General features: G+C 45.7%; 16 protein-coding genes. 10 read left to right on the top strand and 6 right to left on the bottom strand.

Annotated elements, in window-relative coordinates:
* Nucleotides 1-76 precede the first annotated feature (76 nt).
* The 3 genes from POREN0001_RS00875 (at nt 77) to POREN0001_RS00865 (ending at nt 4019) form a co-directional block, all read left to right on the top strand.
* Nucleotides 77-1336: an Ig-like domain-containing protein gene (locus POREN0001_RS00875; RefSeq protein WP_004332250.1), complete on the top strand. Its 1260-nt coding sequence runs from the start codon at nt 77-79 to the stop codon at nt 1334-1336.
* 45 nt (nt 1337-1381) lie between these two features.
* Entirely contained in the window at nt 1382-2902 is a 1521-nt protein-coding gene (locus POREN0001_RS00870) for a leucine-rich repeat domain-containing protein (protein WP_004332185.1), read from the top strand.
* 337 nt (nt 2903-3239) lie between these two features.
* The gene (locus POREN0001_RS00865) at nt 3240-4019 is read left to right on the top strand and encodes an outer membrane beta-barrel protein (protein ID WP_004332067.1); all 780 of its coding nucleotides are present in this window, start codon (nt 3240-3242) and stop codon (nt 4017-4019) included.
* 232 nt (nt 4020-4251) lie between these two features.
* On the opposite strand, the gene pruA is transcribed toward POREN0001_RS00865, so the two are convergent.
* From pruA to POREN0001_RS00835, 6 genes are all read right to left on the bottom strand, one after another.
* Nucleotides 4252-5877 carry an L-glutamate gamma-semialdehyde dehydrogenase gene (gene pruA, locus POREN0001_RS00860; RefSeq protein ID WP_004332030.1) on the bottom strand — a complete coding sequence of 542 codons (1626 nt, stop codon included), beginning with the start codon at nt 5875-5877 and terminating at the stop codon, nt 4252-4254.
* Between the two features lie 19 nt (nt 5878-5896).
* Nucleotides 5897-6811 (bottom strand): citrulline utilization hydrolase CtlX, encoded by a 915-nt coding sequence (gene ctlX / locus POREN0001_RS00855; protein ID WP_004332227.1) that lies wholly within the window; start codon nt 6809-6811, stop codon nt 5897-5899.
* A 45-nt stretch (nt 6812-6856) separates the two neighbouring features.
* Entirely contained in the window at nt 6857-8086 is a 1230-nt protein-coding gene (gene rocD, locus POREN0001_RS00850) for an ornithine--oxo-acid transaminase (protein WP_004332163.1), read from the bottom strand.
* Between the two features lie 267 nt (nt 8087-8353).
* On the bottom strand, nt 8354-9964 hold the full coding sequence (locus POREN0001_RS08935) for a ComEC/Rec2 family competence protein (protein WP_004332275.1): 1611 nt from the start codon (nt 9962-9964) through the stop codon (nt 8354-8356).
* Nucleotides 9955-10611 (bottom strand): ribulose-phosphate 3-epimerase, encoded by a 657-nt coding sequence (gene rpe / locus POREN0001_RS00840; RefSeq protein ID WP_004332244.1) that lies wholly within the window; start codon nt 10609-10611, stop codon nt 9955-9957. Before rpe ends, POREN0001_RS08935 begins: the two co-directional genes overlap by 10 nt.
* A 183-nt stretch (nt 10612-10794) precedes the next feature.
* Nucleotides 10795-13077, bottom strand: coding sequence for a leucine-rich repeat domain-containing protein (locus POREN0001_RS00835; protein ID WP_040579912.1), 2283 nt, complete (start codon nt 13075-13077; stop codon nt 10795-10797).
* A 524-nt stretch (nt 13078-13601) separates the two neighbouring features.
* Between POREN0001_RS00835 and dnaK the strand changes: the two genes are divergently transcribed.
* The 7 genes from dnaK (at nt 13602) to POREN0001_RS00795 (ending at nt 21208) form a co-directional block, all read left to right on the top strand.
* Nucleotides 13602-15512, top strand: coding sequence for a molecular chaperone DnaK (gene dnaK / locus POREN0001_RS00825; protein ID WP_004332098.1), 1911 nt, complete (start codon nt 13602-13604; stop codon nt 15510-15512).
* Nucleotides 15513-15604: 92 nt separating this feature from the next.
* A complete protein-coding gene (locus POREN0001_RS00820; RefSeq protein WP_004332027.1) occupies nt 15605-16159 on the top strand; it encodes a GNAT family N-acetyltransferase in 555 nt (184 codons plus the stop codon).
* Nucleotides 16160-16428: 269 nt separating this feature from the next.
* The gene (locus tag POREN0001_RS00815) at nt 16429-16641 is read left to right on the top strand and encodes a helix-turn-helix domain-containing protein (protein WP_004332174.1); all 213 of its coding nucleotides are present in this window, start codon (nt 16429-16431) and stop codon (nt 16639-16641) included.
* 10 nt (nt 16642-16651) lie between these two features.
* The gene (locus POREN0001_RS00810; RefSeq protein WP_004332295.1) at nt 16652-18169 is read left to right on the top strand and encodes an SIR2 family protein; all 1518 of its coding nucleotides are present in this window, start codon (nt 16652-16654) and stop codon (nt 18167-18169) included.
* Nucleotides 18170-18211: 42 nt separating this feature from the next.
* Entirely contained in the window at nt 18212-19294 is a 1083-nt protein-coding gene (locus POREN0001_RS00805) for a hypothetical protein (protein WP_004332010.1), read from the top strand.
* Between the two features lie 2 nt (nt 19295-19296).
* Nucleotides 19297-19770: a hypothetical protein gene (locus POREN0001_RS00800; RefSeq protein WP_040579908.1), complete on the top strand. Its 474-nt coding sequence runs from the start codon at nt 19297-19299 to the stop codon at nt 19768-19770.
* Nucleotides 19771-19783: 13 nt separating this feature from the next.
* Nucleotides 19784-21208 carry an RNA-binding domain-containing protein gene (locus POREN0001_RS00795; protein ID WP_004332066.1) on the top strand — a complete coding sequence of 475 codons (1425 nt, stop codon included), beginning with the start codon at nt 19784-19786 and terminating at the stop codon, nt 21206-21208.
* Nucleotides 21209-21211: the final 3 nt, after the last annotated feature.

The following is a 21211-nucleotide window of genomic DNA, read 5'->3' as shown; positions in this document are numbered from 1 at the left end:
CACAAAAAGCTTGACAAATCAAAATAAAGTAGTACCTTAGGGCAGAAAAATAATTTTTCTCACAAATACAAGCCATATGAAAGCAAAACAATCTACCCTACTACTGCTCATCGCGCTTACGATGACCCTGTGGACAGCCTGCGACAGGTCCACTCCTAAACCTCAACAAAAAACCACCATCACGGTATCTCCCACCAAAGTTTCTCTACATGTCGGAGAGACTCAGCAACTATCCGTGCAAATCTCTCCACAAGAGAGCCAGTTGAAGCCCGTCTTCCAGAGCCAGTCCCCAGCCATAGCAACTGTCAGTGAGCAAGGGCTCGTGACCGGGGTCGCCGTCGGAGAGACCACCATACGGGTTCAAGTAGGAGATACAACGGCTCTTGTTCCCGTACAAGTGGAGGAAGCTCCTATCCAAGTAGTCCAAGAGATGCCGATGCTCAAGTTTGCCATACCACGCAACGATAGTGAGCAGATCGAAGATCAAGAGGTAATAGCCTATGAGGCAAAACTGGGACGCACGCAGCAAGAAGTAGACTATCGCCCATCCGGCTTCTTAGGCAAGGGACTAACGACCATCCCTGCTGTTGTCTATGGCATTCCTGTAGATGGCGATGCCGACCTCATCCTCGCCTATGGCAAAGAATCAGTAGCAGACTGTGAGCGTACCCGAGCAATGCTAAACCAACTAGGCTTCTCTCACATAGAGAAAGCGAAGGTAAGCAACTATCTAGGCGATGAATTCATGGGGCTACGTGCTATTCACGACTCCAATCCCAACATTACGGTCGCCCTAATGGATATGCCGAATGAGAAGCTGGGTACCACCATGTTCATAGAGTTCGCTAAGAGACAACCGGAGAATACAATCATAGACACAAAGCATGCTATCCTACCCAATGTCCAAGATTTCCCCTCACTAGAGAAATTAGCGACGAAAGATCCCTCCCAGATCAATGCCTTTGAAGAAGGACTTGGGCTACGCACCTTCCGCTCCGGAGAGTCTCCACTCCCTACACACCTCTTCTACCGCACAACAGAAAGTAAGGTACAAGAGACCAATCTAGAGTTTGTCTTCTACATCGCACCTACAAAAGTTGGGTCCCTCGGCTTCATTATCACGGAGTTGCTCTGTGTGTCGAGTGAGCGAGACTTACGATCTAAGGCCCTACAGGACTACCTCAAGGCAAATGGCTTCGATCAGAACTACAAGGTATCAGGAGACGCCATCCTAACAGTCAATAATAAAGAGGGAGCACTCTGCCGGATTTCCTTAGTTCGCCTCGGACAAGATAAGTATGTCTACCAGATGTTTTTATTCCCCCCTACTCGCTAACAATCCTCCGAAATCTTACAACCATCAATCTATAACTAAATCATTATGAAACGATTTACTACTCACGTTACACTCGCTGCGGCGCTACTCTTGTCTATGACAAGCACAGCTCTGAAAGCGCAAATATCTGACGCCCCTACAACAGGCGAATACGTCACGATACAACTCTCCCAAACCAAAGACAAGGTACTCTACGCAGGGCTTTTCTCTCCCGACAATGATGCCTGGATCGACCTCAACGAGGATGGTGAGTGCCAAATAAAAGAACGTATCGGAAGAAATACCGAACGTCCGGAAGACTACACAGATGTCTTCTACGATGGACCTAAGACAGAAATTTTCGAACTAGTGGAGGGCGTCCAGACGCTACACATCTATGGAAAGATCGAAGCTCTACGGTTTATCAACTCAGAGACCCATACTTCTCCTAAATCTGTAGATCTATCTCAATGCACTGCTTTACGGTACTTCAAATTGTACGAATGTATGGATCTAGAGAAGATAATCCCTCCTCTCGAAAAGAATGACTGCTGCGAGGTACTATCCATACAATACACTCCTCTCAAGACCTTAGACCTCTCCAGCTTTAAAAATCTACTCGTACTGGTAGCCTCTTTCAACAAGCAACTAGAGAGTGTTAAGCTAGCTGAATGCCCCAAGATGTTTGATCTAGACTGCTCCTTTACCAAGGTCTCTCAGATAGATCTCAGCAAGGTACCGGCTCTCACAGGCCTCTACCTATGCATGACTCAGCATCAAAACATAGACCTCTCTCTCTCTCCCAATCTACAACTCCTCTCTCTTGGTGGTAATTATCTGAAGAACATAGACCTCAGTAAGACCCCTAAACTCACCAATCTGAGCCTCTTCGACAACGAACTTACAACGATAGATGTCAGCATACTCCCCAATCTAGAAATACTAGAACTGGAGCAAAATAACCTCAAGACTGTTGATGTTAGCAAGAATAAGGAACTCAAAGAGCTGACCATGCACATCAACAATATCTCTGATCTAGATCTATCCATGCTCCCCAATCTTCACCTAATCACGCTCTCCGACAATAACATATCGGAAGAAGCAATGGGTAAGATCGTATCCAAGATTCCTCAATGCAAGGAGTTCAACGAAGACGGAGAAGAAGAAAAGGCAGACCTCTGGGGGCACTGCTATATCGTAAACACTCCCTCTCCTACGAGCAACGTCTGCAATACCCTACAAGTTGCAGAGCTAAAGAAAAAGGGATGGACACCATATGATGTCAATGGAACAGCAGATCCCCAAGGCTTTATGACCAATGCCGTAGAATATGCAGGATCTACCCCTACAGGGATCTGCTCTCCTATTGATGAGAATGGAGTAAAAATCTCCCAAACAGCTACAGGAGTACAGATACAGGGGCTTAATGCAAACACCCATGTATACCTCTTCAATACGAGTGGAGAGATGCTACAGAGATACAACTCCCTCAGATCTAACGAAGTCAATATCCCCACAGAAGGATATCCTGCAGGCACTTACTTCGTAGCCATAGGCAATAAGAGCTACAAAGTAATCTTCCACTAAGATCTAGAAGGACGAGACTACAACCAGCAGAGGCTGTTTGCGAGGGCAACGGCTCTTACCATGCAATTAAGAAGATACGTCAGAGTTTTTACTTTGGCGTATCTTCTTGTTTTGGGAGTAGGACTCGGAGAAATACGCTCCGTCTCTCCCCCTTTCTCGCAGAAGAAAGGCATAGAGGGTCTGTCCGACACTTTAAAAAAAAATCACATATTAGTTGCCTAAACACTAAAAATATAGTATCTTTGCTCTGCAAAGAAAGGAATGAAGAGCTTTCTCTCCGGAACGAGGAAGAGGCTTTAGTTCCCAATCAGAAACTAAATGATAAAATAGTTGTACGATGAAACAAATTCTCCTTACAGCCGTTATCCTCGCGATGGGCATCGCTCCGGCTTTTGGACAAAAACATGTTCAGAACGAAAAAAAACACTCTGTCACACACAACGAAAGACACTTCTCTACTAAGAGCCGAAGAAATCGCCCTACACGTGTACACTTGTATGCAGGTCTAGGCACTTCTAATGTAAAACTCCTCACCCAGGGTCTCAGGGTAGAGTCAGAAAGCAACCTCCTAAGCCCCACGGTGGGCATCAATGTTCGCATCCCGATCAATGATGTAGCCTTATTCCTCACTCCTGGTCTTAGCTACAACCAACGCGGTATGCGCTTTGTGTTTCAAACTCCCGGTGTGGGAGTAACAATGGTACGTACCCCTATACACACGCTTTCCGGGAACCTCCTTTTGGGCACCGGCTTGGGCAGCAATGATTTTAGGCTCCGATTCAGTTGTGGTTTCTATGCCGGTTACGCTATCGCCGGCTCAGCCATCATGAAAGTAAGCAAAGAAGGGGGAAATGTAGAAGTCTACGAGACAGATCTATTCAATGGAGATAAGAGTCTTCCTTCGGGAGGTATCTCTTTTGATGGATTCAATAATGGCAAAGTACTCCCCGCTCTTAAGCGTTTTGACCTCGGGACGCGTGTTTCTTGGGACTTTGAGTTTGGCAATCACTACAACCTCTCGTTTACCTTCGACCATAGCATCCTCAACCAGAGCAACAACGAAACAGTCAAGCTCTACCACAGAAGTGCCTTCACTACTATCGGCTATACATTCTAAGAGAAAGACTATCGAGGTATCGCCCCCTCTCTAGCCATCCTCTCCATACAAAGATGCTCCCAATCCATCGGTTGGGAGCATTCTTTTTTACACGCATCTCGGTATAAAAAAGCGACCCAAGCCCTCCCCAAAAGAGGAAACACTTTAGTTCGCTTCTCTCCCTTTCTCAAAGGTTTAGAGAGCTAAATAACGGCGAATGTCAAGCTCTCTTATTGTACAGAGAAGGTATCCTCTACTTAAGGAAAGGATAGGTATAGTCCGTGGGCGGAGTATAGGTCTCTTTGATGCAACGAGGGCTGCACCACTTTAGAAGATTGATCGGGCCTCCGGCCTTGTCGTTGGTTCCCGATGCTCTCGATCCGCCGAAAGGCTGCTGCCCAACAACGGCACCGGTAGGTTTGTCATTGATGTAGAAGTTGCCGGCAGCATGCTCCAATGTTTGTAGTGCTAGCTCCGTGGCGTACCGATCGTAGGAGAAGATAGAGCCTGTAAGGCCATACTTAGCCGTGCGATCTACCAGCTGCAACGTCTCAGCATACTCGCCATCTGGATAAACATAGATGGTAAGAACAGGGCCAAAAAGCTCGTCGCACATAGTTTCGTAATTGGGCGTTTTGGCGAGTATTACAGTGGGTTGCACATAGTAACCCACACTCTTATCACACGCTCCTCCGAACACGATCTCTGCATCGTTGCTCTGCTTTGCTCTATGGATATAGGCAGCTAGGTTATCGAAAGAGGCTTCGTCAATCACCGCATTGACAAAGTTGTCAAACTCGCGCACATCACCCATTTTTACCGTCGCAAGCATATCGCCGAGGCGACTCTTCACATCCTCCCACATGCTCCGAGGGATATAGGCCCTACTTGCTGCTGAGCACTTCTGCCCTTGGTACTCAAAAGCTCCACGCAATAGAGCCACAGCCACCTCTTGAGCGTCGGCAGAAGGGTGTACCATAACAAAGTTTTTTCCTCCGGTCTCACCCACAATACGCGGATAGGTGCGGTAGCGATCTATGCCCGAGGCAATGCTCTTCCAAATAGAATTGAATGTAGCCGTAGAGCCTGTGAAGTGGAATCCGGCAAGCGATTCACTCGCAGTTACCACCTTACCAATGGTGCTCCCTTGGCCGGGAACAAAGTTCACAACCCCATCGGGTAACCCGGCTTCCTTAAAGATCTTCATGAGAAGGTAATTGCTATAGAGCGATGTAGAAGAGGGCTTCCACACCGTTGTATTCCCCATCATAGCAGGAGCGAGGTTGAGATTAGAGGCAATACTTGTGAAGTTGAATGGCGTTACGGCAAAGACAAACCCCTCCAACCCTCTATACTCCATCCGGTTAAGCATAGTAGCATCGCTCAGAGGCTGCTCACTATAGATTTGCCCTGCATAGTAGGCACTAAAGGTAAGGAAGTCGATAAGCTCACAGGGGGCATCGATCTCCGCCTGCATCGGGTTTTTGCTTTGCCCCAGCATGAGGGAGGCATTAAGTTCGTAACGATACTTTGTGGCGATAAGGCGTGCAATACGCATCATAATGGAGGCTCTCTCCGTCCATGGCAGGCGACTCCAGTCGTGCCGTGCCTTGAGGGCGGTATCGATGGCGAGCTGCACCTCTTTCTCCGCTGCCTTATGATAAGTACCAAGGCGGTGCTTGTGATCGTGGGGCATCACCACGTTGCCAATATCTCCCGTGCAATACTCTTTCCCTCCTATGATTATCGGGATCTCCACCTCTTGGGCGGCTTGGCGATCCAATGCGGCTTTGAGGGCTTCTCGCTCAGGCGTACCGGGGGCATAACTATATACGGGTTCGTTTTTGGGTTTCTCGAAGAGATATACAGAGTTGTTCATATGTATTCTTGGGATTTTACTAGATGAATATTTCGGCTACCATGCAGCGAGCACTCCCCCCTCCTATTGTTTCTATAGTGGTGAGGTCGGGCGCTAAGATGCGGCTATAGCGTTGTAATGTGCGTAGTTGATCGGGAGTGAGGGAGGCTTTGGCAGCAGCAGACATCAGCAGTAGGGACTTCCCTTTATCGTCGAGCACCTCCAGCATATTGCCGGCAAAGTGGTACACTTGCTCCAGCGTAATGGGCACAATCTCGTGCCCACTCGCCTCCAAGCTCTCCACCACACGCTGCCGCTCCTCTCCGTCTCGAATACTTTCGAGACAAACCACAGCGTACTCCGTGGCAATCGTCATCATAACATTGGTATGATAGATGGGCTGCCCTTGGCTATCGTAGGAGTGAAAGAAAAGACTTGTATAGTCCAATTCGCTGCAATACTCCTCTACCACCTTTTCACTTGATCGCTCACTGGCGCAGTAGTAAACCTTCTTATGAACGCGGTCGAGACACATGCTCCCGGTACCCTCGAGATAGAGGTGTTCCTTTTCGAAACCAGAGAGATTCACAATCTTGGTCACCCCCTCCAGCATCCCCACCGTAGCAAGAGCGGATAATTTTCTCTCCTTTTGTCTGTTGGGAGCAAACATGGGATAGAGAATAAGCTCGCCCGTGATATGGGTACTAAACCAATTATTGGGAAAAATTGAATCGGGGGTATAGGGTTGGGGCGTATCCTGTATTACCCACACATCCACCCCATTGCGCCGCAAAAGATCCACATAGTCATCAAATTCGCGTCGGGCACGCACGGCGGTGTCATTACTCTGAGCCTCAGCCTTTTGGAAGTAATTATTTGCCGCAGTCTCGCTATTAAACCCAAAAGACGCAGGGCGCACCATCAGTACTTTGTTCGTTGCTTGCCGTCTCTCCATAGTCCTATTTTCGTTGGAGGATTATCTATTTCTTCAGGCTTCTCTCTAGGCAAGCTCTTCGAGAGAACGACGGATAATGGCAACGGCCTCCATGAGCTGCTCTCGAGTAATGGGGAGCGGCGGAGCCAAACGGATGATATGACGATGGGTAGGCTTGGCAAGGAGTCCATTTTGGGCAAATTGCTCGCATACATTCCATGCTTCTATCCCATTTCGAGGTTTAATCACGATGGCATTGAGCAATCCCTTCCCTCGAATCAATTCGATAAACGGACTATCGATCTTGGCAAGTTCTGAACGGAAAAGCTGCCCCAACTCCTCGGCATGCTCTGCAAGATGCTCGTCTCTTACCACCTCGAGAGCCGCTATAGCGACCTTACAAGCTAGGGGGAAACCGCCAAAGGTAGAACCGTGCTCACCCGGGCCAATCGTAAGCATTACCTCATCATCGGCAAGCACAGCACTCACGGGCAATACACCCCCCGAGATGGCTTTCCCCAAGACGAGAATATCGGGACGTACGCCCTCATGATCACAAGCCAAGAGGCGACCCGTACGGGCAATTCCCGTCTGCACTTCATCGGCCACAAAGAGTACACGATGCTTGTGGCAGAGGTCGTAACAAGCCTTCAGATAACCCTCATCCGGCACCATTACACCAGCCTCGCCCTGTATCGGCTCGAGCAAGAAAGCGGCAACACGGTGCCCCTCGCACTCCAAAACCTCCCTCAGTTGCTCTATATTATTGTACTCTATCTTAGCAAACCCGGGCGTAAAAGGGCCATAGTCGGTATAGCTGGAGGGGTCGCTACTCATAGATATAATACTAATGGTGCGTCCGTGGAAGTTGCCATTACAAACCACTACAATAGATTCGTCTTCGGGTACTCCCTTTACCCGATAACCCCAGCGGCGTGCTAACTTGAGGGCGGTCTCTACGGCCTCTGCCCCCGTATTCATGGGCAGAACCTTGTCATAACCAAAATAATGGTGCATAAACTCCTCGTATTCCCCGAGGCAATCGTTGTAGAAAGCACGCGAAGTAAGGCATATTTTTGCCGCTTGATCAGTAAGTGCCTTTACTATCTTAGGGTGACAATGCCCCTGATTAACGGCACTGTACGATGAGAGAAAATCAAAGTACTTTTTACCATCTACGTCCCAAACAAATGGGCCTTCACCACGTGACAATACCACCTCTAGAGGATGGTAATTATGCGCCCCAAACCGGTGCTCTAGATCGATGTAATGTTGTGCGTTTTTACTGATCTGCATAGTGCTACTCTATTATAATGTTATTACTTATCAGCTACGGAGGTGAGATAAAGTCACTTGAACTAGCGCTCAACCATCCTGCTACCAAAAGTATAGAATTACAACAATAGCACTATCAAAATGTGCTATGTAAATTATTTACAGCACCTATTTGTTTTACAAATAAGCAGACTAAATATTCATTTAAGGCAAAGAAAGGGCGACCAGTATAGAAGCTATACTACTGGAAATAAAAGACTTACAACTATATTCAGAAGTAGCCTATTTTTATCCATTCATGGAGCTTTTTGCTTTCTTTTTTGCCTCCTCAAAAGGATCCGTACCGGTGTATCCTGCCGCTAGGCGCACACTCTTATAGCGAGCCACAATGTAGGTAAGGATGCCGTACATCCCCAGCAAAAAGGCTGTAAGCCCGAGGGCTTCGGCTCCACTAAGGCGCAGAGAGAATACTCCACCCTCCACCGAGTCGAAAAGCGAAGCTGCCTGATAGAGCCCATGCGTAAGTGCCTCAACCCCCTGAGAAAGGAGCGGAAAGGCAACTCCCAAACTCGCCAGAATGGCGTACAACAGAGCCAGTGGGATAAGCAAAGTTGCTAGCAACATGAGAGGAAGATTGCTCCAAAGGAAAAGCGCAGAGGAGCTACCAAAGTGATAGAGGACAAGGGGGAGCGTGAGTATTTGAGCCGAAAGGCAAACCGACAAAGAGAGGTAAATATAGCGAGCTAATGGATGTGAAAGACGCTGAGCATAGAGTGCAAAAAATGGCTCATAGAGTAGAATGGAGAGGAGTGCTGCGTAACTGAGCTGAAAGCCAACATCAAAAATATACCCCGGATGATAGAGCAATAAAACGATGGCACTAAGGGCTAATGTATTGAGTTTGTTTTGAGGGAGGAGAAGCAAAACGCCCACACTATAGAGCGTGTACATAGTGGCTGCTCGCACCGTGGGGGCTGAGAGCCCCGTAAGAAAAGCAAAAAGCCATGCCATCACAATGAGGAAGAGCCCACGAGCAATTCGCCCCCTCCGATGGCGAGTGGGCGGGATAAGGAGAGCAAACAACCCTACGACCACCACCAAATGGAAGCCACTTACCGAAAGCAAATGAGCGGCTCCGGCGTGACGAAAAGAGGCATCTACCCCACTCGACCCATCTCGCATCCCCAGGCTAATAGTGCGTATCAAATCTGCCTCCTCGGGCGAGAGATGGAGCTGCTCAAAGGTTCGCACAAGGGTTATACGTAGGTCTTCTGCCCACTCCCTTAGGCCGGTGTGCCGAGAGCGTGGTACCACTTGATAGCTACGTGGATAGAGGGTAGCATAGGCACCACGCGCCACGAGATAATGTCGGTACGATAGGTTTTCGATGGCTCTGAGGGGAGTAGACGACAAGATGTGCCCCTCTGTAGGATAGAGATAGAGAGTATCCCCGTAAGAGACGATAGGTGCTGCCTCCGAGGGAGGGAGATAGACGAGTAAATTCCTCTCCGCCCCCTCATGGAGAGGAGTGACCCCTACACGCCAATAGCCTCGGTCAGTTCGTCGGGGTGTGCCGTGAGCAATAGTACAAACATTTTTCCTAGGTGTTGGAGTTCTATCCAATTGACTATAATCGACTTGAGCAAGGATAAAACCCAAAGCGAACGTAGTGCATCCTAGCGCAATATGCCTTAGTAGAGGTGTAACCCTCCGAAAGGCGAGAGAGGAGAGATAGGTTAGAAGGAAAAGAGAGATAGCCCCTAAGAGAATGAAGACAGGGGAATAGAATGTGGGATAACGATAGCCACACAAAAGCCCTATCACAAGGAAAACCGCTTGCAATAGGGCAGGATGTCGCCTAAAAATAATCCGTTGGAGGATTTCGTTCCTCAGCGGCATAGGGCTTTTAGTCCATCTATCGCTTCGAAGGGATGGGCATGACCGAAAACATAACTCCCGGCAACGAGTGCATCAGCCCCTGCCTCCACAAGGAGCGGTGCCGTGGTAGCGTTTACTCCCCCATCCACCTCAAGGATGGTCTCGAGCCCCCTCTCGTCGATCATGCGACGTAGGCGGCGTGTCTTCTCCAACGTGCGATGGATGAATTTTTGCCCTCCAAAACCGGGATTGACACTCATAAGGAGTACTAGGTCGCACTCCTCAAGCACATCCTCTAGTACCTCTACAGGAGTATGGGGATTGAGGGTAACCCCCGACTTCATCCCTGCGGCACGAATGGCCGTGAGCGAGCGATGAAGGTGCGGACTCACCTCGTAGTGAATATTCATGATATGCGTCCCCACCTTGGCAAGCGGCTCGATGAACTTCAAGGGATCCACAATCATAAGGTGGACATCTAGCGGCTTCCGGCATATCGGGCTAATAGCCTCAAGGATAGGAAAACCAAACGAAAGATTAGGAACAAAGACCCCATCCATCACGTCTATATGCAGCCAATCGGCATTACTTTGGTTAATCATCTTCACGGATTCCTCAAGGTGCAAGAAGTCTGCACTCAGTAGCGAAGGGGATACAATGGGAGACATAAATACTCTCTATTTAGTTACTTATATTGATGTTGCTATCGTACCTCTGCAAAGGTATAGATTATAGGGGAGATCGCCCCCATTTACTCAAATAAAACCACCCCACTTCTTAGAGAGAAGTGAGGTGGATACTGTAGGCTGTAAAACAAAGTACTACCCTATTTGTCAAAATCCGTTGCCGGACTAGAAGGCAAGCTTTAGCGTAGAGCCATTGATTGAGAGAAGGTAGTTGCCTCTATCAAGTGAGAGTATAAGTGTACCATTGGTGATAGTACCCTGTGCCAACAAAGCTCCCTCTACCGAGTAGAGCGAGTAGGTAGCACCCGTAGGTAAATTGCCCAATTGATACCCTTCCGCTACACGAGCCACTGAGAAGGGGTTCGCAAAAACTTCATCAAGAGCCGTATCCTCTGCGAAGGTGTAGAAGAGGCGACTATTATGCTCAAGTTTGAGGGAGAACTCATTCGGATTGCTACTACTTGCACTCTCCTCTTTTCCATTAAAACGGAGACTCGCCACCTTGTATCCTTGCTTGGGAGTAAGCACAGCCACTAGAGGGCTATTCTTGGCAATAGGGGTCTCAAATGCCACTTCACTACCCGAGACGAAGAGCTTGGCTGCACCATTTTCTCTATTGGAGAGATCGAACACTTTGGCGGTAGCACACCCTGTGCCATCGCCCTCTACGTCCGTCTTCCAAGTAAGACCTCCATCCCCATTTGCCACAGGGAGAAGAACCTTATCGTACGTAGTAGAGCCGGGATTACCTGCCAACTTTACAACATTATTGGGGCCAGGATTCTCTTCTGTTAGAGCTGTAGGCAGTAGCATTAAACAATCATTGATAGCACAAGCATCAAGTTTATTTTTACTCAAATCTAGAGCATGTAGATTGTGGGCTTCTGTACCTCCCAATCCAATGGAGGAAAGGAGATTATTGTTAAGAAGCACTTCTCTAGAGTTCGAAGCTTTCTCCAGATTAATGGACTCAATCTTATTCTGGGCTAGACGTAACGTTTTAAGATTCTGTGCCCTTACCCCTAAATTTGCCTCCACAAGATGAGAATTCGAAGCATCTAGAAGGGTAATAGCTCCACTCCCATAGACGTAGATACGCACCACACTCCCCAGTGCAACTGTAGAACTCACCCGCTGCGTCTCTGTGGAGGTTATGGTGAGTTCTTCTAGGCTTCCATTGTCCCAGTCAATCCCAATATTGCTATTAAGGGTTCCTTTAATCTGCATCATCATGTTGAAGTCTGTCAACTCTTCGTTGTTTTCATCTTTGCCAATTGACTCTTCAGTAACAGTTAGCTCGGCAAGGAGTTGGGGATGTTCAAGTTTGATAATAAGATTTGAGAGAACCATATTGTAGGTGAAAAGCCCCATCTCCTCATCTCCAGCAAGATCAGGATAAGCAGCACTTTCAATTTTACAGCGTACGAGGGCTGTACCATTCCTGAGAATAGAGGGGGCAAATGTAAATACCCCATCCTTCTCTGTCACCTTGGTATTGTCTAGGGGGAGTTCTTCCCAATTGTCATTTACTTTTTGGTACCAAGTAAATTTAGTTTCCACAGGAATTGCAGAGATCCCTTTCACTCTTTTGATGTTTTTGAAATTTACTGATAGCCCACTGGCACGTCCAGCTCCAACATAGTGCCAATACATTCCACCAATTTTGAAGTTATCAAGGGGCGTTTTATTTAGATCAGGCAACTCATCCATACCAATAGAGCAATAGGATATATTGACTGAGGATAGCTTTTTAAGCCTTTTCCCTCCGAGAAGGCGTTCTGGGAATTCTCTTTCATTCGCCCCTTCGATCGTCAAATGCTTGAGTGTTTTACGACATGCACGCACATCAATAATGGGCAAAGCTACTCCCTTCAAATCAAGTGTTTCGAGTTGAGTGCACCCACTCAAATCCAAGCGTCGTAGAGCCTTGTCTCCAAAATAAGCCGGGCTGGCAATAAAGGTTTTTAGCTTAGGATTATTAGGAAGAATTACGTCCGTAACACCTGCTCCGCCAAGGGTAATTTCCTCGATATTGGGGCAGTTGGAAAAGTCCAATTTGGGAGTTTCTGTTAGTTTCGTTTCGTCCAGATTCAGGCGAACGAGCGACTTCGATTGCAAACTTTTTACCCCATTCACACATTTACTCGCAGTAATGCGTAGGGTCACCAGTTTGTCGGCTTCTATGGTCAGATCGTAGTCTTCCGCCTTAGGAGTGAGCTCTAGCACACAAGTCTCCAGCTCTTTTCCCTCTTTCTTTTGCTCTAGCGTCAGCGTCTGCCCATTACCTAGAGTAACCTCTGCTTTATCGCCCACATTCGCTAGACGATAGAGCATCTTTAGTTGGGTAGAGCCTCCGTTTACATTAAACTTGAGTTCTTCTTTCTGCGCCGAGGCCTGCCAAGACAAGGCCAACAACAGCGAGAAAACAATGAGTAAATGTCGTCTCATTTTCTTCCGTTTTTATGTGAATATTCCGTTGCTCCATATCTTTTTTGGGGTGGAGTTCCCCGGTAGATGTCCGACAATGTCGCTCTCCAAAAAATTCTCTACGAACGAGATCAACTTACCCCTACAAAGTTAAAGAAAAAAGAAATAGGATAGAATTCGACAGATGCTCCGGGTGAAAAAATTTCCGAAATCACCCAGAAATGCGCCCCATAATAGGCTGAAAAATAAAAATATTCTACCCTAAAAACTTTTCCGTTTTGGGCAGGGAAATTTCGATCTCTCACCCGAGGGGCAGAAATCCAATAGCGAGATGGCATAGCAGCACTCGCCCGTCCTCTTTTCCTAATCAGAAGACATTTTGTCCCATCTCAGGGCAAACCGAACACGCAACAGACCAAAAATAAACCGAAATAGAGGGGAGCAAAAAAGGAGTGGCACGGTAGTTGTATGAATGGGGGTGTGCGCTTTCACACAATGTGAGAGCCGACCAAAGAAAGAGAAAACAAAAGAAAAGGATATATACTATGTCTAAGATTATCGGAATTGACCTTGGGACCACTAATTCGTGCGTCTCTGTACTCGAAGGGAACGAACCCGTCGTTATTGCCAACAGCGAAGGCAAGCGCACCACTCCCTCTATCGTTGCTTTTGTAGATGGTGGAGAGCGCAAAGTGGGCGATCCTGCCAAGCGTCAAGCTATCACCAACCCTACCAAAACAATCTATTCGATCAAGCGCTTTATGGGCGAGACTTTTGAGCAAGCCCAAAAAGAAATTGACCGCGTCCCCTTCAAAGTTGTGAAGGGAGACAACAATACGCCTCGTGTAGACATCGACGGCCGCCTCTATACGCCTCAAGAAATCTCGGCTATGATCTTGCAGAAGATGAAGAAGACAGCTGAGGACTATCTCGGGCAAGAAGTGACCGAAGCGGTGATCACCGTACCTGCCTACTTCAACGATGCGCAACGCCAAGCGACCAAAGAAGCCGGGGAAATTGCCGGGCTCAAAGTACGTCGTATCGTAAACGAACCTACAGCAGCATCGCTTGCTTACGGCCTCGACAAAGCCAACAAGGATATGAAGATTGCCGTCTTCGACTTGGGTGGGGGTACGTTCGATATTTCTATCCTCGAACTAGGCGATGGAGTATTTGAGGTTAAGTCTACCAATGGGGATACACACCTTGGTGGAGACGACTTCGACCACGTTATCATCGACTGGCTCGCAGAGGAGTTTAAGGCCGACGAAGGTATCGACCTACGTCAAGACCCTATGGCTCTCCAACGCCTCAAAGAAGCCGCCGAAAAAGCGAAGATAGAACTTTCGTCAAGCACCTCTACGGACATCAACCTTCCTTACATAATGCCCGTAAATGGTATCCCCAAGCACCTTGTTCGTACCCTCTCTCGTGCTAAGTTCGAGCAGCTCAGCGACAAGCTGATCCAAGCATGTGAAGCTCCCTGCTTGCAGGCGCTCAAAGATGCCAACCTCAGCCCCTCGCAGATCGACGAAGTAATCCTTGTAGGAGGTTCTACTCGTATCCCGGCCATCCAAGAAAAGGTACAAAAGATCTTTGGTAAGGCTCCTTCCAAGGGAGTGAATCCGGACGAAGTAGTAGCCGTAGGTGCTGCCATCCAAGGTGGTGTGCTCACCGGAGAAGTAAAGGATGTATTGCTCCTCGACGTTACTCCCCTCTCTTTGGGTCTCGAAACCCTAGGCGGTGTAATGACACATCTTATCGAAGCCAATACAACCATTCCAACTCGCAAGAGCCAAATTTTCTCCACAGCCGCAGACAATCAGCCCTCTGTAGAGATCCACGTATTGCAGGGCGAACGCTCCATGGCTAAGGACAACAAGAGCATTGGCCGCTTCAATCTCGATGGCATTACGCCTGCTCCTCGTGGGGTACCTCAGATCGAAGTTACATTCGACATCGACGCAAATGGTATCCTCAACGTATCGGCAGTAGACAAGGCTACGGGCAAGGAACAGAAGATTCGTATCGAAGCCTCTAGCGGTCTTAGCGAAGAAGAAATCAACCGTATGAAGGCAGATGCTCAGGCCAATGCCGATGCCGACCGTCAGAATAAGGAGCGTATCGAAAAGATAAATCAAGCCGATACGATGATCTTCACGACCGAGAAGCAACTAAAAGAGCTAGGAGATAAACTCCCCGCCGACAAGAAAGCTCCGATCGAAGCCGCCCTCGAAGACCTCAAGAAGGCACACAAGGCCGAAGATCTCCCTGCTATCGACAAGGCTATGGAAGCCCTCAACACGGCATTCCATGCAGCGAGCGAAGAAATGTACCGTGCAACCGGCGGTAACCCCGAAGGGCCACAAGCCGGTGCCGATGGAGGCAACCCATCGCAAGACAATGGAAGCAATGCTCAAGATGTGACCGATGCCGACTTTGAAGAGGTGAAGTAAATCCGCTCTTGACATCTCGTGCACAACGAATCGCAGTAAGCCCCCTCGCTTGCTGCGATTTTCTGTAAGTTGAAGTTTAATATGAATAAGGTATGGAGTTACAAACAGAACGTCTGATTTTAAGACCATGGCAAGAAAGTGATGCCGAAGCTCTCTATAAGTATGCCCAGAATCCGAATATCGGCTCCATAGCAGGCTGGCCTCCACACACGAGTGTTGAGGATAGCCTTGAGGTAATAAAGTCGATACTCTCGGCTCCCGAAAGCTATGCCGTTGTATTAAAAGAAACGGGCGAGGCGGTCGGCAGTATTGGAATAATGACCTCAAGAAGTGAAATTCACTCTGCAAATATGGCAGATACCGAGTGCGAAATAGGCTTCTGGATTGGAGAGCCATTTTGGGGACAGGGTTTGATACCCGAAGCTGTAAATGAGCTACTTCGATATGCTTTTGATGATCTAAAGCAGACTGCCGTTTGGTGTGGTTATTTTGACGGAAATGAAAAATCAAGGCGTGCACAAGAGAAATGCGGATTTACTTACAGCCACACAGAGCACGACAAAGCTGTTCCATTATTGAATGAATTTCGCACAGAACATTTCACGAAACTCACATTAGAAGACTGGAGAAAGCTGCAAGGGGAATAAGCCTGCTGGCTCTTTTATACACTAAGCCCCATCTGTCGTATCACACTTAAAAGACAAAAGAATAAAGGAATTTACCTTGAGGAGGTGAAGTAAATCCGCTCTTGGCATCTCACACACGACAAATCGCAGTAAGCCCCCCTCGCTTGCTGCGATTTCCTGTAAGTTGAAGTTCAAAAAGACTCAAGGGAATGAGAAAAATAAATCCTCATTCCCTTTTTCTATGCTATTTCATTTCATATCTTTGCGCTATCAAAAGAACATTGAACGCGATGGATAAACCCATGAATCGAATAAAAGAAGTGCTTGAGGAGAAGGGCATCAAGCAAACCTGGCTTGCCGAAAAACTCGGCAAAAGCTTCAGCATTGTCAATTCCTACGTCTGCAATCGCCGCCAACCCAGCCTCGAAACCCTCTTCCAGATTGCGGAGATATTGGATGTGGAGGTTAAAGAGTTGCTTTTTGAATTAAATGATAATAACTAATCTTAGGAGTATGAATATTAATGATTTTGTTAGTCAATATAAGAATTATCCAGTTTTGTTTGTCGGAACAGGAATCTCTCGTAGATATCTTGAAAGCTCTTACACGTGGGATGAATTATTACGTAGGATCGCTGTAGATTTATGGAGGAGTGATGAGAGATATTTAGACATAAAGGCTAGATGTACAGATGCTCAAAATATCTGTTCCTTCCCCAAGGTTGCTACTTTGCTTGAAGAAGAATTCAACAAAGCTCTCGAACAAGATAGAAACGGGAATTTTAGGGAGATAAATGATCTATTCTACGAAAAAATGCGAGAAAATGTATGTCTAAGTCGTTTTAAGATATACATTGCAGAGTTATTAAAATCAGGAAATAAAAAAATAGAAAAAGAAGGGGAATTAGGTGAATTAAAAAAGACAAGAAAAAATATAGGATCTGTAATCACAACGAATTATGATTCGTTAATTGAAGAGCTTTTTGAGTTTAATCCTTTAGTTGGAAATGATATTTTACTGAGCAATCCATATGGTTCTGTCTATAAGATTCACGGATGCATTAATGACATTAGTAAGATTATCATTACGGAGAATGATTACAAAATGTTTGAAGAGCGGTATGAGTTGATCCGGGCACAAATGCTCTCTATTTTTATTCACAATCCTGTAATTTTTATAGGATACGCTATTGGAGATGATAATATAAAAAAAGTTCTCGAAACAATTTTCTCCTATGTAACACTGAACACGGAAGAAGCTGAAAAAGTAAGAAGAAATTTTTTATTAGTTGAATATGATGCTAATTCTATTAATAGAGAAGTTACTCAACATGATATAGAAACCAAGAAAGGGAATATTCGGATAAACAAACTAAAAACAGACGACTATTCTGCTCTATATCGGGCTTTAGCTAATATTTCCTTGCCTATTTCTGCGATGGATATACGGAAAGTTCAATCTGTAGTCAAGGATATATACTATGGGAGTACAGAAGGAGGGGGAATCAAAGTTATGATAACGGAAAACTTAGACGAGATGAGGAATAGTGACAAAATCTTGGCAATAGGAACATCCAAGACCATACAGTATCAGTTTTTTACGGCAAACGAAATGATTCAAAGTTATTTCAATATCATAGAAGAAGCGAACGAAGCATTGATATCCCAAATAAATAAACAGAAGATTTTATCCTCTCAGTATTTCCCTTTTTGCGGATTTTCTACAGTTTGTCATGATATTGATGAGGTTGATGCAAAAAAAAGGAATCAAAAGAGGAATATTGAGGAGTATATCGAAAGAAAATGTAGAGACCGTCAAAACGGACACACTTCTATTGAAGCAATAATAAATGATGATACTATTGCAGAGTCATATAAGCATCAGGCGATAATGAATTCTGTAAACAACGGACAAATTTCCCTAGAAGGCGTTGAAACATACTTGAAAAGTCTACCAGTAAAGGAGAAACTAGAGACAAAAAATAGGCGTCTTCTATGTTTGTATGATCTAAAAAAATATGCTGATAGATAAAAAGGTTAACTCATCCATTTATAAATACCATACCCAAAGATAATGAACAAACAGATTCTACTTAAAGCATTGACAGAATACCAAAAATGGTCCGCTGAGAACAAAACGCAGGCTATGCTTGAACATAGAGAACGTGAAGAACTTGCTTTCCATACTCGCAATTTCACGAGGGACGTGCTATTAGGTATGTCGGAGGAGCAGCTCTATGATTATATCGCTCCTCTTTGGGCGATGGCTATGTGGGGCAACAAACATTATCAGATAGATAATATCATAGAAGCTAATGGAATGGACTTACTCCGCAAGCAGTTTGCCAATTTGGTTTATGGCACGTCTCCTATTGAAAAGCGGTGGGATGAATTTCGTTCCAAAGTTAAAGGGATTGGTCCTGCAATTATGAGCGAATTACTCTGCAAAACATATCCTGACTTGTTTCTTCTGTGGAACAAGAAAACCTACAATGGATTCTCTGCGCTTGAAGTTGCTAATTTGCCGAGATTTGAAGCCCGATTGAACGGGCATGAATATTCCAAATTATGTAAAATCGGGAGGCAGATTATCAGCGAGATCAAGTGCCCAGAGAATACGATCGTGACGGATATGCTTACGCTTAATTCTTTTATTTGGCAGGAGTTACAGGAAGAAACAAAAGAATCTGCAGCAACATCAAAGCAGGAAGACAAGGAGCTATTACCGACTTCTACGAAAGAAGCAACTTTTATACATAATGATATTAGGGACAAAGTTGCAGAAATTGGCAGATGCCTGGGTTTTAAAGCCGAAGTAGAGAAGAAAGTTGCAGATGGAGCGGTTGTGGATGCTGTTTGGGAAGTTACCATTGGTAATATGGGGCGTGTCATCTATGTTTTTGAAGTTCAAACTGCAGGTTCTATTGATAGTCTTATCCTCAATCTGATGAAATCTAAAAACAATAAGGCTGTTCAGGGAATAGTCGCCGTAACAGACCAAAAGCAAATCGAAAGAATAAAAAGGGAGATAGCAGCCTTACCCATAAAGGATGAAGTTCGATTTTGGGATTATGAGGAAGTGTTAAGAATACACGAGTCTCTTCAGTTTGTAAATGAGTCTATCAATAATTTAGGTCTAGTTCCGAAAGGGTTGTGATTATGAACGATTGGGTTTATAAAATTTTATCTGCCTTACTTCCTATAATCTGTACGATATTGGGATGGATAATTTACAGAAAAACTGAACGGATAAAAATAATGGAGAATCAGCTGTCAGATAAAAAATACAAGGCTTATGCTGATGTTGTTTCTGTATTCTTTGGTATATTGAAAGATACAAAGAATGATAAACGAGTTGCCAACAAGTCCATAATGGATAAAATGATTGACTCCAAAAAGGATATATTCATGTATGGCTCAGATGCTGTTTTCTATGCTTTTAATTCATTCCTCACTAAATCTTCAAAGGCTCCAAGTAATCAGAAAGAAGTAATAGGAGCCTTTTTGTCCTTCATGCTGACAATACGTCAAGATATGTGTGGCAAACAATCTAAGTTATCAGTTAGAGATATCCTAATTAATTTAATGCAAGATGAAGCAGAGGTCGACAAATTTATCTCGAATATGAAATAATTCAATAAGCAACATGGTCACTAAGAAGGAACTTCTACAAATGCTCTCGGACACTGAGAGCTACAATATTGAGAGGACAGAGTCGACTGGCAATATGGATAAGTTTTGTCAGGCAATATGTGCTTTTTCAAATGATATGTCGGGGAGTGTCAAGAATGGTTATCTGATTATCGGAGCCAAGGATAATGGAGAGTTATCAGGCTTGCAGGTCGATGATAAACTTTTATTGCAGATTGCCAATATTCGGACGGATGGCAACATTCTCCCTCAGCCCACCATGACCGTAGAGAAGTTCCATTTTGATGAAGGGGATGTATTGGTGGCTGAAGTTCAGCCTTCTGAATTTCCTCCTGTACGTTATCGTGGTCGTGTTTGGGTGCGTGTCGGTCCTCGGAAGAGCACTGCAACAGTGGCAGAAGAAAAGATACTCACAGAAAGGCGGCTTTCCAACGTTCATACCTTTGACGCAATGCCTCGTTTGGGAACGAGCATTGACGATTTGGATGTAGCCCTCATTCGTAAGGAGTTTTTGCCCAAGGCTGTGGCAGAGGATATTCTCGCTGAGGACAAACGAGATATTACGGATCAACTCGCCTCCCTTGGCTTATATGACTTGCGTTATAACTGTCCGACTAATGGGGCAATTGCCCTGTTCGGAAAGAATCCTGAGCGACACGTACATGGGGCGTATATTCAATATGTTCGCTTCAAGGGTAAGGATCGTGCGGGTGATATTCTTAACGAATATAAGTTTAGCGGTAATCTTTGCCGTGTATTGCCTAAGATTGATGCTTTTGTCGAGACAAGTATCTCACAAAAGCGTCCCATTCCCGTAAGTGTACTTCGGGAAGAAACAGTTTCCAAGTACCCATATTGGGCTACTCGAGAGTTGTTGATGAATGCCATTATGCACAGGGATTACGAGGGTAACGCTCCTATTCAGTTTTATGAGTACGACGACCGCATCGAGATCCAAAACCCTGGCGGATTATATGGCAAGGTTAGTCCCGACAATTTCCCAAATGTGAGCGATTATCGCAACCCCTTTATTGCCGAAGCAATGAAAGTCCTGGGCTATGTAAACCGATTCAGCCGTGGAGTCTACCGAGTTCAGAAGGAATTGGAAGAAAACGGTAATGGGCAAGCCTCTTTTGATTTTTCATTGATCACAGCTTTTCGAGTAGTTGAGAACGCCACTCAAAAGTATTTTGAAGAAGGCTTTGGAGGAGAAACTACCCAAGAAACTACCCAAGAAACTACCCAAGAAAGAATTTTAGCAGCTATTCAGGCAAAGCCTGAAATTACTCAAAAGGAGTTAGCTCAATCTATCGGCATCACTCTTGATGGCATTAAATATCAGATTAAGAATATGACTAAGCAAGGACTCATCAAGCACGAAGGCTCTACAAAGGCTGGAAAGTGGATAATACTCAAATAGAAT

The sequence above is a fragment of the Porphyromonas endodontalis ATCC 35406 genome, from assembly GCF_000174815.1.
Classification (GTDB): Bacteria; Bacteroidota; Bacteroidia; order Bacteroidales; family Porphyromonadaceae; genus Porphyromonas; species Porphyromonas endodontalis.
This window is presented reverse-complemented; position numbering and strand designations above follow the sequence as displayed.